The organism is Candidatus Eisenbacteria bacterium (assembly GCA_018831195.1).
Classification (GTDB): Bacteria; Eisenbacteria; RBG-16-71-46; order CAIMUX01; family JAHJDP01; genus JAHJDP01.
Genome location: JAHJDP010000032.1, coordinates 65,592 through 81,087, shown reverse-complemented (window position 1 = coordinate 81,087; position 15,496 = coordinate 65,592). Strand labels below are relative to the sequence as shown.

The window sequence follows — 15,496 nt, the reverse complement described above, 5'->3', positions numbered from 1 at the left end:
TCTTCCGTTCCTCCATCTCTTCGATTCCAATACTGTTTCCTCAAAGCTCACTCAAGACTCATTGTCCCCCCCGATGATCCTCAATTCAACGGCCGGCAAGTGGTGAGGGGAAATCTATATTCAAATATCGGCGGATTGGGATGCGAGCGCAGAGAAAGGGGGAGGATGGATTCAAGCCCACCCTCCCCATCATGGAAACGCTCTCCGAAACAGGTTATCTAAGAATCGCCATGGTAAAAGTCTTCACCTGCGCTCCGGCCCGCACGCGGGCGAAATAGAGCCCGGAGGGAAGCGGCCGGCCGGTGCGGCTGCGCCCATCGAAGACCATCTCATAGACACCGGGCGGTTGCGTCTTGTCGGCGAGGACACGAACCCTCTCACCTTGCACATTAAAGATCTCAATCTTAACGGGGCTTGTCTCAGGAATCTGATACTGAAAAACCGTTCGCGGTCCGAAGGGATTGGGCCGTGCCGGCTCCACACGGAAGACGGCGGGTGCGGCCGGTTGATTACCCACATCAGCGCCGGTGAGATCGTTCACAGTGACAACCAGATCGTCTATCGCTGCTTCCAGGATTGAATTATTGGGATCGTCCTTTGCAATAAACCGGACCTGTACATTCGACGTAAAATCGATATCGGTATCGCGGAAGTAGGCTTTGAATCGAGTCCAGGTGTTGTATGTCAAGGCCTCGGGATTATTGATCCGGGCCAAGGGGTGCCAAGAGAGGCCATCGCCGCTTATATCAACAAAGAGCGTATCGTCGGCAACATTATAATCAGCCATGAAGAACCAGAATTCTACAAACCCGCCCCCCTCGGCGGTCGTCAAATCGAGAGCCGGTGTGGTTAAGGTCACCTGGCCGCTGTTGACATTCCCATTGGTCCAAAAACCGCCCATGTTTCTCGTAACATAGCAGTTCACCCCGTCGGGTGAATGATCATAGGCGGGTTGGATCGTATCGGCGGTGGTCGGGTGCAGTTTGACCTCAGGATCCCCCCACTCCCAGAAACCATCGGTGGCATCATCATCCACGGCGCTCTCGATCCATCCGGCATGACTTTCGAGGCCGCCGTTCAGCCTCTCGGCGAAATAGCCGACAAGGAATTGATTCACACCCTTCTCCGGAGCGCGGAAAGGATTTGTCCCTGCAACGTTATTCTCCGTAACGGCGCGGATATAATAATCTACAACGGTTCCCGCCGGTTGCGCGGGGATCTCGCCCCTGTACTCATGCGGGGTCCCGGTTTCAGTCATCGGAACGGAAGAGAAACTAACACCATCTAATGAGTAGAAGATCCGGATCGAATCGGCGGCGAATGCCCCCGCTGAAATCGACTCGATATCGGCGACCACCTCATAGGGAGTCAGGGTATTCCCCGTATCTCCGAGCCCTTCGTGCTCCACATCGACATAGATCGTCAAGGAGGGGCAGATCACGTTATGGATGGCAAACGCATCACAGATCTCGTAATAGTCCGGCGATCCATCGGCGGGATTTCCGTTGTCGTCATCCTCTACAATGAGCTGGCTCAAAAATGCGGGAATATTGGTTTTCTTGGTCTGATGCGTCCTGCGGAACAGGTCATCCATGGTTGTAATGCCGTCATCATGCCCGAATTTATCGATCATGGCGACGCGCGTTTTCCACAGGGCCCCCATCGTGATTTCGCCCAGGCAATGAACCTCCCCGCCGCATTCCGTCCCGGGATACTGGCGGAGATTTTCCCCGGTCCGCATCCATCCGCTCCCGCCGAGATATCCCTCACCCATGATAGGCTCATCGGTAATCGTCATCCCGATATAATCGGAGAAGGCCTCGCCCATTCCGGAACTGGTCGGGGCTGGAGAGGGCGCGTAAGTGTATTGTGTAATGGCATGGCCATACTCGTGATAAATCACCTCCGGCATCGTCGCCATATTGACGCAACCGCCACCCTCGCGATAGAAATTGATAGCGTTTCCATTCCAGAAGGCATTGCAGCTGCTAGTGGCGATATTCACGCGGCAGAGGGTCGCCCCGTCCAAACTGGTGAATGCAGGGTCGACATTCTTGATCCACGAATGAACGATATTAGTATGGTAGAAGCAAGACCGCTCGGCGGCATTGGTGTTGGTATCATCAAATTTAAAATGATGCGGCACTCCGGGATCGCAGGTTGCCGAGATCTCATCATAGGCCTGGTCCTCATCATCATAGACGCGGGCATACCGGCCCCACATCTCAGCCTTCACATTGGCCGGAAGATCGGGTCCCGATCCCGAATAGTCACCGTCTGAATCAGTATAGACGACATCACCGCCCGTAATACTGACGCGCAGGTCCGGCATATCCATTTCTATGTATTCACCAGCAGGATGAAAGAGGACATCACTTTTTACATCTCCAGAGAAGGTGCCGTAGGCGATCTCATTGATCCGTCCCAAGAGCTCCCCGTCGGAGGCATCGACATAGGTCCGCCAGAAGCCTTCCGGATCCTTTGTCTCGAGGATCAGTTCATACGAGAGAAAGAAGGCCGTGGCATCTTCCATCGGAATCGCCAGAACGACCAACCGGTTGCTTCTTAGGGCATCGGTTCCGTCCTTCCAGGGAAGTCCGGACGTCCCCGCTGCAACCGCCGCCGGAAGATCAATCCCCGCTCCGGGATAAAGATCCAGATCAGGATAGACCTCCGAACCAAAGGCGACGAGAAGACCCGCTTGGAAACTCATGTGCAACTGAGAAGGCACGATCGGGATTCCCTGATAGGTCTGCCGGAAGATCAGGTGCTGCTTGCCGCCATGATCGAGAAAGGATTCCAGTTCGAGCTGATCCGAACCAACGCCGAAGAGGGAGGAGTGGCCCTCTATAAACCGGCGGGCCGCCTCTTCAACCTGCCGGCCATCGGAAAGGGCGTTTGAGAGACAGGGAAGCCCCGGGCCCATCGCAAAGGCGGGAAGTCCGGTCTCTTCAGCCCACATTGTGACAATCCAGCCTTTTCCCTCGCCGTTGATGAAGGATTGCCAACCGGGATCGAGCAGACTCAATGCCTGATCGAATGCGGGATCGTACGCCCGCTGATCGATCACCCGGGGAATCGGAATCTCAAACTCCGAGGGGAGCGACTCCTGGATGCCTAAAACCTGCACCGGACTCAGTAAAAACGCCGTCAGTATCAGGACCGCCGAGAATCTACACATCATGCCCAGTCTCCCATCTTTTTATTATCTTAGAAGATCCACACGGCAACGATATCCACATTAATTATACCTACGATGGAGAGATGCGTCAATGCGCCTTTGCGCGCAATTCACCTTCAATTTATTTTGTATCATAGTGTTGGAATCATACCTCCCCATTCATGAATGATTGTTTTGACCTTCAATGGGTCGAATTTATAAGATAGCGTGTCCGGGAAGCGATCCGGAGAAACCCAGAGGCGAAAATGGCCATCCGACACCAATTTCTCGAGAGACTTGACCGTGGACCGGTCCTTTGCGATGGAGCGATGGGGACCATGCTCTATTCCAGAGGCATCCATATCAGCCGCTGTTTTGACGAGTTGAATCTCTCGCATCCCGATCTGGTCGGATCGATCCATCGCGATTATATCCGTGCCGGCGTTGATATCATCGAAACCAACACCTATGGCGCCAACCGGGTCAAGCTCCTCCCCCATGCCCTGGAAGACCGGGTGGTGGAGATCAACCGGGCCGGCGCCGAGCTGGCCCGTGAATGCGTTTTGGCGTCTGAAAGCCCCGTGTGGGTGGGCGGAAGTGTCGGCCCCATCGGAAAGCCCCTGAAAATCTCCCGGACCATCTCCAGCGACGAAAGCGAAGATATCTTCATCGAGCAGATAAAGGCGCTTGTCTATGGCGGTGTCGATCTTCTCATCCTTGAAACCTTTTCACATCTCGAGGAACTGAAACTCGCCATCCGCGTCGCCCGCCATCTGACGGATATCCCCATTGTCGCACAAATGTCATTTTTAGAAAACGGGATGACGATCGAGGGAGACCGGCCCGAGGAGATCCCCGCCCCTCTCTCTGAAGCGGGCGCCGACGTCGTCGGCGTGAATTGCAGCTTCGGTCCAAAGCTGATGTTGGAAACACTGCAGCAGATGGCGTCTAAGTCGCAGGGTATTTACCTCGCCGCCCAGCCGAATGCCGGAAACCCGGAACTGGTTGAAGGACGCTGGATTTACGTCAGCTCTCCCGAGTATATGGCCGAGTATGCCCGCCGTCTTGTACAATCAGCGGGCGTTCGTTTTATTGGCGGTTGTTGCGGAACGACACCGGAACACATCCGCGCCATGTCCGGCATGCTCAAGTCCATGAGTCCTCATTCAGGCTCTGTGTCTTACACCGGTGTCATCGAGGAAGACGACACGGAGCCCATGCAGCCCGTCCCCCTCCCTCAGCGTTCCAAATTCGCCAGAGACCTGGCGGTAGGACGGTTTTGTGCCAGTGTCGAGATGAATCCGCCCAGAACCCTCACCATTGAGAAGTTTCTCGACGGGGCGCGCCTTCTCAAGGAAGCGGGCGTGGATGTTATTAATATACCCGATGGGCCCCGCGCCACGGCCCGCATAAGCCCGCTGGCGATGGCAATACTTGTACAAAATAGAATTGATCTCGAGGTTTTTCTTCATTACTCCTGCAGGGATCGGAACCTCCTGGGTATGCAATCGGATCTTTTGGGGGCTCATATTCTCGGGATTCGCAACCTGCTGATCGTCACCGGTGACCCACCGAAACTGGGCGACTATCCCAATGCCACCGCAGTTTTTGATGTCGATTCAATAGGACTGACGGCGATGGTTCATCGAATGAACTGCGGATTAAATCTGGTGGGACGGACGCTTGAGAAGACAACCTCTTTTTTGGCCGCTGTTGGTGTGAATCCGGGCGCGATCAATCTTGACGAGGAGATCCGCCGGTTCCGTGAAAAAGTCCAGGCCGGCGCTGAATGCGTCTTCACGCAGCCGGTTTTTGATCTTGAAAATCTGCAGGAGTTTCTCATCCGGACGGAAGATATTCCCATCCCGGTCATCGCCGGCATTCTGCCGCTGACGAGTTTCCGTAACGCCGAGTTCTTTCACAATGAAGTTCCTGGAATGAATATCCCTGAGGCGGTCCGCGAAAGGATGCGCCGGGTCGGTTCCGGGAAAAAGGCCCGGGCCGAGGGAATCACAATCGCCAAAGCAGCCCTGCTGGAATGCCGAGGGAATCCCCGCATCCGGGGCGTCTATATTATGCCTCCGCTGGGATACTACGAGATGGCTCTGGAGGTGTTGGGACCGATACTCGAGGAGCGCCGGTCTTCCTAATATAAAAGGGACTCAGCCTACCGGCTTCCATCCGATTCCTTATTCTGGCCGTCATTCGAGCTCTCAGCCGGGCCGCCGTCTCCATCTTGATCCTCTCCCGATAATCTCGCGATCGCCTCCTTCGCCAGGACTTGAAGATCAGGATCGTTGCCGATGTTGAGATACCGTTTCAATAGATCGAGAGCCTCCTGCGGCCGATCGAGGGTAAGATAGACCCTCGCGAGCTCAGCATAGGCAAGTTCAAAGCCGGGACTGACCTCAATCAACCTTTCCAAAGTCCGCGCCGCGGCCTCTTGGTCACCTTCGGATCTGTGAATCAGCGAGAGGTTATACAGCGCCTGGTCATGTTCGGGGGACAAGAGCAGTACGGATTCATACAGAGCCCTCGCCTCCGGATAATCCATGAGGCGGTGATAAAGATAGGCTTGTTGGAATAGAGACGGAATATTTGGAGCGCTTTCCGCTCGGGTGCATTGCCACAGAGACAGGGCCACTTCCGGGTGTCGGAGCTTCTTCCAGACCTCGCCGCACTCTTGTATAAGAACACCGCCCGACGCCGACTGCTCCGTTCCCAGCACCAGCACCAGCGCCGCTTCCTCCGGATGTCCATCTTCCATCAAATATCCCGCTAATTCCCGGTAGACGGCCGGATTCCGGGCGCCGATCTTGACCAGAATTCGCAGCTGTGTGTGGGCTTTGAGCCGCTCGCCCGTTCTGTTGTTTAACAGCGCGCTAAGAAACAGGGCCGTCTCATCCCGCGGATTCCTGCGCAGAAGCCAATTGATGTGATGATCCGCAATAGCCCATTGATCTCGGTCAAAAGCCATCTGCGCGAGAAGGTGATGGGCGCCAACATGATTCGGATCCATCCGCAGGACCCGCTGGAGGGCGGCCCGGGCCCGATCGATTTCACCTTGGCCCAGCAGACTTCTCGCCGACTCAATCTCGCGCGTCATCTTTTTCTTCGTATAACCTGAAACGCCGGAGGCGGCGGATGGCGCCAGTATCACAAAAAACAGGAACAGGACGAGCAGGAGACGGCTGCCCGAAACAGTGTGACGGTTCACAAAATCCTCCCTCTGGCGGCGCGGCCGCCATCCGATCGAATTGTTCCATCCCTCATCTCCCCGCGCAAGCTCCCTGCGGCGGGAACCCTCACCAGCTTTCCGGGTTGATGAATTTGGCGGAACAGCCGGTCATCCGTCCCGCATAGGATTGCACTAAATCACCGGCCTGAGGCTTCTGAGAGGAGGAATGCGCCATGCGGCGTGGGACACGCGGGGTATTCACGATAGGAATTGGGATAGGAATTGGTCTCCTTTTAATGGGAAGGTCTTTGACAGCCAATGCCTCCACCGGGGATGAAGAGGTCATCATCCAGCAGATTTCCGAAGCAGAGGACCGCCGGGGGTGGATGGGCATTCATGTCCAAGACCTCACTTCCAGCTTGGCCGAAGCGTTGGAGGTTGAAGAGGATGGTGTCCTCGTGAGCGAAGTCGGGAACGCATCGCCGGCAGAGAAGGCGGGATTGAAGGCGCAAGATGTGATTCTTTCGATCAATGGCAAACCGATCCAGGATGTTGATGAGCTGATGGGGACAATGGCGAATACAGCGCCAGACGAGAAAATCCATCTACAGATCGTCCGCGATGGAAGGAAAAAAGAAATCGACATGACTCTGGCCGCAAAGCCGGAAATGGATGATGAAGTTTATATTGACAGATTCGGCGGAGGCTCGGATAACCTCGATTGGCACATGCTCCAGAGGTTTCCGCCGGGTTTGAGAATCTTCAAAGGCTTTCCTTCAAAGACGAAGACACGGCTCGGTGTCAACATTATCGAGCCGGATGAGGCGTTGGCCTCCTACTTTGACATTTCGGAAGGCCGCGGTGTTCTCATCACAAAGGTTCTGGCCGAGTCTCCGGCCGAGGAAGCCGGTCTGAAGTCGGGTGATGTGGTTCTTTCTGTAGATGGAAAAGAGATCACCACAACCAAGGGACTCCAGGCGGCCATAGAAGAGGCCGTCCCCGGTGAAGTTGAAATGAAGATCCTGCGCAAGGGAAAAGAGATGAAGATGAAAGTCCATTTGGGGGAGGCTGATTCTCACGATTCGATTCACCGCAAATATGGAGATCCGTCGGACCAGGGGAGACTCCCTGAGGAGCTGCAGGAGCAATTACAAGAGATGAAAGGTCAATTGAAGAAACTTCAGAAGGAAATGGAGGAACTCCGAAAGAATATCACGGACAAGAAATAGCCGGCAGGTGCGAGGCCGGAGCACTGGAGCCCCTGCCATCCCATGGGAATGCAGTGGGTTTCCTCTATCCCCGCCCCGCAGCTCCGGGGTCCCGGATCAGACTTCAATGATGTTTAGCTTGTTGTCAATGTGATCCAGCAACCCCAGGAGCGCAGGAATCATGAAGATCGGAGCACCAGAAATCCCATACATATCTATTTCGTCTCCGGCCGAATCGATCTTGATGGCAACTTCCTGCGATCCTGGAATCCGGAAATCACTCATGTCCGTTCTTTCATAAAGAGCGGCTCCAAGAGATCCCATCCAATGGCTTCCGCGACAAAGGAATCCTTGATAACCGCCAAACGAAGAATGGGTTTACGAAACCGGGCTCTCCATGTCGTCTCAACGCCCCGCCCCTGCCCCTCCAGAATGATCGCCTCGACCCCCTTCGCCACACGGTTGAGCTCCTCCCCGACATGCTGAAGATCGATACCCGGGGTTCCGGTCTCCGTGCCGACCAGGCAGATCCGTCCCGTATCCAAAAGCATCCCAAGGCGGGTGCCGGATCGAAGGTCCTGCAGGATCTCCCCACCCTCCGCCAAGGTCATATCATTAGAGGCGGGGGTGCTGTTCATCGCCAGATAGACCTTTTCCCACTCATGGGTTAAGGAGACCGCCAAGGGCAGAATTCCGAGGACAAAATCGGCCCCGGCATTATCGACAAAGAGAAGAACTTCACCCAGCGGGCCGGATTGGGGCTCCGTCTCAAGCAACCATCCCCTCCATCCGGCCTCTTCGATCTTCCGCATCTCCTCGGGATAGATTACCCCAATCCTGGCGGACATCTTCTCCAGTGCATCCCCAAAGCCCATCTTTCCTTCTCGAAATGCTTTCTGTGTCAAGGCCGAACCCAAATCAAATAGATTCCCGGACATCACCCCGGCGAGGAGCGCCAGCGGATCCCGGGAGCCCATCATACCCATCCGATCAAAGCGGTTTTCAGCGAGTCCCCAGTTCCCCGGGTCGTCCATCAATCGTCGGATGGCCCTGGTCGTCTCATTTTTCTTTACCGTGCGATAGGGATCCCCAAGGTTGTGGGCGCGCACGAGCGCCTCTCTAAAGAGTGTCAGGTGGTGGATGGTGGGAGAGAGTTCCCGCGCCTCCGCATGATCGAGATCATCGAGGTAGGCGCGAAAGATGACACGAGCCTCCTTTGCCCGCTTGGATTTTTGATCATCCCCCTCTTGTTCCACCAGATGGACAAGGTAATCAAAATTATTCCGAAGTATCGGAGACCAATGTTCCAGTACCTGTGGCTCATCAGGCAACCACCAAAGACCGGGCTGGTATGACGGATCGTTGAGGTCGGCAAAGGGCTCACCCTGGGGTGCTGGGAGAAAGGGTCGCCAGATCTCAGCCATTATTTTCGCTCCCTTGTTGGCTTATGCCTTTTCCGCGGGCAGGAAAATCGATCTCTGTTCGTTTCTCAGTAGCTTTGATCATCACAGAGGAGACAGCGGTCTCGCAACGCCGATTCCATCAGGAGAGATGAGCCACTGAGAAGTCGAACCAGCCTCCGTGTTTTAAACCGCCTTAAGAACCTGGGGAATTCCCTAGATCGCACTAGGGAAGTAGCAGCTCCCGCGGTCATTATTTGTCTCTATCAAAGATGCCGCCCCTGAAAGCCATCCTTACACACACTGGTCGACATTCTCCATTTCTGGTATACTACCAATGGTGTCATTAAGTTGGGCATGCTCCGAATAGACAACAGCAACCCATGGAGGGTTTCCAATGGAACTGGTGCAGCAGGTTTCCAAGTGCTCCTGTAGAACGGCAATCTGGACCCGTATGGTTCCGATTGCCCTTCTCATGATCATTGTATTATCAACTCCGGTCTTGGGAGAGGGTGAGCGCGGCTTTTATGTCATATGTGGCGACCCTGTTGATACGGTCCCCGTGGGGACAGCGCTGCATGAAATGTTTTTCACCATTCGATCCACGAGTGAAATCGCCGATTCGGTCGATGTCATCATCGAAGGATTACTCCCCTTGGGTTGGAGCGCGAATTATTGTCAGGAAAGTACAGGTATCTGTTATTCGATGGACGCCCGTTTACCGCTGCCCGCGGGATCAGATGAAGGGTTCCGCGTCGATTTTTATCCCCGACTCGATTTCCCGGGCACCGGTTCGATCATTCTCGAGTTCCGTTCGGTTCTCGAACCCCAGATGCGCGGATATTGTACAATAACATGTTCCACATTGCCATCGCTCCCGGATGTCGGTTTGACGGTCGATTGCCCTCCTGAAGTGCAGACAGTAACCGGCCCCTTTGGTTTATCAGAATTCTATGTCCCCATTCAGAGTACCGGTAATGATCCGGATAATCTGGTGGTTAAACTGGACAAATCCGAAATCCCCGCCGATTGGTTCGCCAAGTTCTGTTTGGTCAGCTCAGGCGAATGTTTCCTCGACGAGGCGACACTGCCCTTCTCTCCCGGAACAGACGATGAAATTCGCGTCGACATCGATACCGGCAACGATCCCGGATGGGCTGATGTTCGGATCCATTTTTATTCGGAATCGGTACCTGCCTTTAGCAGGCGTTGTTTTTTCCGTGTATACGATCGCGGCCCCGAAACCGCGGGCGTTCCGAATGTGTTTAACAAAGAGCTGCCTCTCCGGATCACACCAAACCCCATGCAGGTCCATGCTGAACTCTCTTTCTATCTGGAAACTTCCGGTCTTGTCCGGGCCGATATTTTCACGCCGGATGGGAGGAAGATTAGGTCGCTGGGGGGAAACGTCGAGCCGACCGGTTGGTCGCACCTGAATTGGGATGGATGCGATCACATGGGCCGCAGGGCCCCTGCCGGCGTCTACCTGATCAAGCTCGAAACTCCGACCGCAATCAGCAGCGCGAAGATCCTCATGGCGCGCTAGCGAGCGACTCTGATCCCGCTATCGCATCAGGACTGAAAAAATCCCCGGACCCACCGATAGGCTCCGGGGATTTTCATTTTATGCCATTGGGAGGCTCTCGCGTCATGCTATCGGCGGATGTCCCCCCGATCCCTCCTTTATCCTGCCCATCGCTTCGATAAAGGGTTTAAAGAGATCAATGGGTATGGGGAAGATCGTCGTTGAATTATTCTCTGCGGCCACCTCCCTCAATGTCTGCAGAAAACGGAGTTGAAGCGCGATGGGATGTTCTTCCATGATCTCCGCCGCCTGGGCCAAGCGCTCCGCCGCCTGATACTCCCCCTCGGCATTGATGACCTTGGCCCGCCGTTCTCTTTCCGCCTCAGCCTGCTTCGCGATGGCGCGGGTCATTTCGGTGGGAAGATCGACATCCTTCAACTCGACACCGATGACCTTAATGCCCCACGGATCGGTATGTTCATCGATAATCGTCTGCAGCTGCGCATTGAGTTTATCCCGCTCTGACAGCAGATCATCCAGCTCCGCTTGTCCGACAACGCTGCGCAGAGTTGTCTGTGAAACCTGGGACGATGCGAACAGAAAATTCTCGACTTCTATAATCGCCTTCCCAGGATCCATGACCCGGAAATAGAGGACAGCGTTCACTTTGACCGATACATTGTCTCTTGTGATGACATCCTGCGGCGGAACATCCATAACCAGTGTCCGCAAGCTGACCTTCACCATTCGATCCACGAGCGGAATCAGAAATATCAGACCAGGGCCCTTGATACCGACCATACGACCGAGGCGGAAGATGACACCCCTTTCATATTCTCGAAGTATCCGTATGGCGCTGGAAAGAATAAAGAAACCGAAAATAATTAATAATGCCAGTGCTGATGCAAACATCGGGTCACCTCCATATGATCCCGGTTAGTCCTCTTCCCTGGCGGGTTCTACATGAATCCGCAATCCTTCCACTCTTACTACCCGCACCGGGGTCGCCTCCGGGATCGGGTTTGGCGACACGGCATTCCAGATCTCCCCATGTACAAAAACCTTACCCTCACGATGAATAACGGTCCGCGCTTTCCCGATCTCGCCGACAAGACCATCCGCCCCCGTCGTCTTACGGCGGCGTTGCGCCCTCAATCCCATTCCTATCGCGAAGATAAAGAAGGCTGAGACCATGACGACGGCCGGGATGAGAACTCCGAGGGAAACCCTGAGTGACGGAATCGATGATGGAAAGAGCATGATAGATCCTAAAACCAGAGACACAACGCCTCCAATCGTCAAGGCACCATAACTCGTGACCTTGATCTCCAGAATAAAAAGTATAATCGCCAGAATGATGAGAAGGATGCCGGCCGCGCTCACCGGCAGTGTTTGAAAGGCAAAAAAGGCGAGGATGAGACAAATCGAGCCGAGGATGCCGGGCAAGAGTGAACCGGGGTGTGAGAGTTCAAAGAAGAGACCCATCAATCCCATAAGGAAAAGGACATAGGCGATGTTCGGGTTCGAGATAATGGAGAGGATTCTCTCCCGAAGACCCATTTCTAATTCAATAATCTCCGCCCCTTCCGTCTGGAGGATCCCCTCCGCCGTCGCCGTCACAATCCACCGGCCATCCAAAGAATCGATGAGGGCCCTGCGGTTCTCAGCAATGAGATCGATCACATTTTCGCGCAACGCCTCCTCCGCTGAGAGCGAGACGCTTCGGCGCACCGCCTCCTCCGCCCAATCGGCATTACGGCCCCGTTTTTCCGCGATCGATCGAATATAGGCGACAGCATCATTCGTGACCTTCTCCGACATCACCGTATCCATCTCTCCGCCAACGCCGATACCCACGGGATGCGCCGCGCCCATATTTGTCCCCGGCGCCATGGCGGCGATGTGGGAGGCCATGGCAATGAAGAGACCGGCCGATGCAGCGCGGGAGCCCGATGGTGAGACATAGACGATAATCGGGATCGGGGATGCGAGGATCGTCTTCACCATCTGCCGCATCGAAGTATCCAGTCCCCCCGGTGTATCGAGGGAGATACCCAGGGCGGCGCCCCCCCCTTCACTGGCCTTATTCAATGAGGAATCGAGGAATTCGGCAGCGACGGGGTCGATCACCTGATGCAATGTTATCCAATAAATGTCGCCTGGAATCCGATCAGGCTCTCCCGCGGGCTCGGGAAAAGCCGCGGTGAGGAGTAATGAACAACCCAGCAGACCCATACAGAGTGTTCGGAGGATAAACATTCCGATTTTCTCCATTACCCTCTATTTTGATTCTCTATCTTCCTATTTCTTTGTCTTCCGTTTGAGTCCTTGCATATCCATCAGACGGGTTGCATCAGGCCGGGGCAAGTGGAAAATTTCCCCGAGGTGGGCATAGGCGGTTCCGCCAAGACGGGCGATCGGCAGGTAAGCCTCCTTCTTGAGATTTCCCCGGTCCCATAAATCCCTGCGGATATGAAAGAGTATCGCTTGACCGATCACAAAATGCGATGGCCCCGCCCCCACCTCTAATATCTTTTCGACCCGGCACTCCATGGAGACCGGGCTTTCCTCCACGCGCGGGGGTCTGACCTTGACCGACGGCACCGCCGTCAAATCGGCGATTTGAAACTCATCGACATGCGCTGGGAATTCGGCCGCTGTCATATTGGCTTGTTCGATGAGGGAAGCGTCCACCATATTGATCACAAACTCACCCGTATCCAGGATGTTCTTCAACGTATCCTTCTCCCCGCCCTCCCGGCCCTTGCCGATACCCACACCCATGAGGGGTGGATTCGAAGTCACTCCGCCGAAAAAAGAAAAAGGTGCAAGATTGTTAAACCCGGTTTTACTCACCGTCGATATCCACGCAATAGGGCGGGGAAGCAGCAGCTCGGTATGCAGAGTATAGAGTTGCCTCGGTTCCAATCCGGCGGGGTCAATGGTTTTGACTCCGGTTCTGGCGTTCATGGCAGGATCTCCTTAATGTTCGCCCCACATCATTCGCCTCCCGCATCATTCGCTTCCCGCCAGAAACAATAGCACTGTTTTCGCTTGCTTTCAAAATCCAATTCTCTTATTTCTATATGAAGTATTACTAACAAAGGGAGATGAACAGATGCGATGTGAAGTCACTGGAAAGATCGCCCTCGTCACCGGGGCATCCCGTGGGATCGGCAAAGGGATTGCCATCAAGCTGGCGGAGGCCGGAGCAACGGTCGTCATTAACTATCTGAGACGCGCCACCCAGGCCGAAAATCTTGTTGCTGAGATTGAAAAGCGGGGCGGTCGTGCGAGGGCCATCCGCGCCAATGTCACCAATGATAAAGAGTTAGATGAAATGTTTCAGGTGATAAATGAAGAGTATGGATGCCTCGATATTTTGGTTTCCAACGCCGCGTCGGGCGTCTTTCGCCCTGGAACAGAACTCTCCCGCCGTCACTGGCAGTGGACAATGGAGATCAATGCGGGAAGTCTCCTGCCCCTGGTGCAAAGAGCCATCCCTCTGATGCGGGCCCATGGCGGGCATGTCGTCGCCGTCTCGAGTCACGGCGCTGTCCGGGCCATTCCCTACTATACGGCCATCGGCGCCTCAAAAGCGGCGTTAGAGGCCGTTGTTCGCCATTTGGCCGCGGAACTGGCTCCACAGAATATCCATGTGAATGCCGTTAGCTCCGGTGTTGTCGATACAGATGCCCTGAAGCATTTTCCAAATCGTGAAGAACTTCTCAAGGAATCCTTGCGCCGGACCCCGGCCGGGCGCCTGACAACACCTGAGGATGTGGCGGATTGCGTTCTATTCCTCGTCAGTCCCCTATCAAAAATGATTCATGGGCAGACGCTCACGGTCGATGGCGGCCATATGATTCTAGCCTGATCACCCCTTCGGTGAGAGACCGAGAGCCCGTTGCGCGACTAAACCGGCGAGGCGGGGATTCTCCCTGAGGCGGCGGACGGAATAAGCATACCAGCTTTGACCGTAGGGAACATAAACACGCAGCCGATGGCCGGCATCGAGAATGGTGCGGCGCAGCTTTTCGGCGACCCCGAGCAACATCTGGAATTCGTATTGCTCCCTTCCAAGGCCGAGTCTGCGAATCAGCCGCTCCGATTCCCAGACCAGGATCTCATCATGTGTCGCGATGCCGACATACATGCCACCCTTTAGCTGCATTTCCAAGAGTTCGATGAAATTGCGCCGGATGATTTCTGGATCGCGATAAGCGGCGGCGTAAGGCTCAACATAGATGCCCTTGCACAATCTGATATTGGCCTTCATCCGGATCAACCCTGCTGCATCGGCGACACTCCGGCGAAGGTAAGCCTGAAAGGCGACACCCACATGCCCCGGAAATTCGGCAGCGAGAATTCTATGTATCTCGAGCGTCGCATCTGTGGTGGTGATATCCTCCATATCAATGCGGATGAAGCTGTTCAATTCCGCCGCCCTCTTCACAAGAACACGAAGATTCTCCAGGCAAAGCCCTTTGTCCAGATTCAAACCAAGGGCGGTTAATTTGATCGAGACATTGGCATCCAGCCGGCGCTCTGGAATCCGGTTGATGAGCTGAAGATATTCATCCCGCGTCACTCGTGTTTGTGAAACATCCGCCACACCCTCGCCCAGGATATCGAGGGTCGCCATAAATCCTTCCTGATTCAGTTGATGAACCGACTTTAGCGCCTCATCCATCATCTGGCCGGCGATGTAGGGTCTGGAAAAATACCCAACGAGAGGGCGCGGCACAAAGGGAAGCGACCGGACTACCAATTGATCCCAGAGACTCATACTCTTTCCTCTCCCCACAAACCCGTCGTCGTTTATTCCACAGAAGGCCATTCCCAAGAAAGCCATCCCCAGAAGGCCTTCAGTCCCCGTGGGGATCCACCAATCCGGCCTTAAGATAAGACCGGTGATACGATCTGTAAAGACGAACTCTGATCCTCTCTCCAAAAGGCAACCGTCCGTCCTTTCAAATCGTAAATATCTCCGGCCTTCATGCCGGATCGTCCTACGCCAGATCG

General features: G+C 54.8%; 12 protein-coding genes. 4 read left to right on the top strand and 8 right to left on the bottom strand.

The genetic code is table 11. The features are described 5' to 3' along the window. Nucleotides 1–214: 214 nt before the first annotated feature. The gene (locus KJ970_06285; protein MBU2690519.1) at nt 215–3,184 is read right to left on the bottom strand and encodes a T9SS type A sorting domain-containing protein; all 2,970 of its coding nucleotides are present in this window, start codon (nt 3,182–3,184) and stop codon (nt 215–217) included. Between the two features lie 242 nt (nt 3,185–3,426). On the opposite strand from KJ970_06285, the gene KJ970_06280 reads away from it, so the two are divergent. After that, nucleotides 3,427–5,310: a bifunctional homocysteine S-methyltransferase/methylenetetrahydrofolate reductase gene (locus KJ970_06280; protein ID MBU2690518.1), complete on the top strand. Its 1,884-nt coding sequence runs from the start codon at nt 3,427–3,429 to the stop codon at nt 5,308–5,310. A 17-nt stretch (nt 5,311–5,327) separates the two neighbouring features. On the opposite strand, the gene KJ970_06275 is transcribed toward KJ970_06280, so the two are convergent. Continuing rightward, nucleotides 5,328–6,377 carry a tetratricopeptide repeat protein gene (locus KJ970_06275; protein ID MBU2690517.1) on the bottom strand — a complete coding sequence of 350 codons (1,050 nt, stop codon included), beginning with the start codon at nt 6,375–6,377 and terminating at the stop codon, nt 5,328–5,330. Nucleotides 6,378–6,634: 257 nt separating this feature from the next. Between KJ970_06275 and KJ970_06270 the strand changes: the two genes are divergently transcribed. Next, the gene (locus KJ970_06270; protein MBU2690516.1) at nt 6,635–7,567 is read left to right on the top strand and encodes a PDZ domain-containing protein; all 933 of its coding nucleotides are present in this window, start codon (nt 6,635–6,637) and stop codon (nt 7,565–7,567) included. Between the two features lie 96 nt (nt 7,568–7,663). Here the strand turns inward: KJ970_06270 and KJ970_06265 are convergent, their stop codons facing one another. Then, a complete protein-coding gene (locus KJ970_06265; GenBank protein MBU2690515.1) occupies nt 7,664–7,831 on the bottom strand; it encodes a hypothetical protein in 168 nt (55 codons plus the stop codon). After that, nucleotides 7,828–8,970: a DUF89 family protein gene (locus tag KJ970_06260; protein ID MBU2690514.1), complete on the bottom strand. Its 1,143-nt coding sequence runs from the start codon at nt 8,968–8,970 to the stop codon at nt 7,828–7,830. The genes KJ970_06265 and KJ970_06260 overlap by 4 nt, the downstream gene beginning before the upstream one ends. Before the next feature lie 373 nt (nt 8,971–9,343). On the opposite strand from KJ970_06260, the gene KJ970_06255 reads away from it, so the two are divergent. Then, nucleotides 9,344–10,492, top strand: a complete 1,149-nt coding sequence (locus KJ970_06255) for a hypothetical protein (GenBank protein MBU2690513.1) — start codon at nt 9,344–9,346, stop codon at nt 10,490–10,492. Between the two features lie 102 nt (nt 10,493–10,594). Here KJ970_06255 and KJ970_06250 read toward each other — a convergent pair whose 3' ends face one another. The 3 genes from KJ970_06250 to KJ970_06240 form a co-directional block, all read right to left on the bottom strand. Further along, a complete protein-coding gene (locus KJ970_06250; protein ID MBU2690512.1) occupies nt 10,595–11,383 on the bottom strand; it encodes a slipin family protein in 789 nt (262 codons plus the stop codon). Between the two features lie 24 nt (nt 11,384–11,407). After that, complete coding sequence (locus tag KJ970_06245; GenBank protein ID MBU2690511.1) at nt 11,408–12,706, bottom strand: nodulation protein NfeD; 1,299 nt, start codon at nt 12,704–12,706, stop codon at nt 11,408–11,410. A 66-nt stretch (nt 12,707–12,772) separates the two neighbouring features. Then, the gene (locus KJ970_06240) at nt 12,773–13,441 is read right to left on the bottom strand and encodes a flavin reductase family protein (protein MBU2690510.1); all 669 of its coding nucleotides are present in this window, start codon (nt 13,439–13,441) and stop codon (nt 12,773–12,775) included. Nucleotides 13,442–13,589: 148 nt separating this feature from the next. Between KJ970_06240 and fabL the strand changes: the two genes are divergently transcribed. Then, the gene (fabL, locus tag KJ970_06235; GenBank protein MBU2690509.1) at nt 13,590–14,348 is read left to right on the top strand and encodes an enoyl-[acyl-carrier-protein] reductase FabL; all 759 of its coding nucleotides are present in this window, start codon (nt 13,590–13,592) and stop codon (nt 14,346–14,348) included. Here fabL and KJ970_06230 read toward each other — a convergent pair whose 3' ends face one another. Then, nucleotides 14,349–15,260, bottom strand: a complete 912-nt coding sequence (locus tag KJ970_06230; protein ID MBU2690508.1) for a proline dehydrogenase family protein — start codon at nt 15,258–15,260, stop codon at nt 14,349–14,351. Nucleotides 15,261–15,496: the final 236 nt, after the last annotated feature.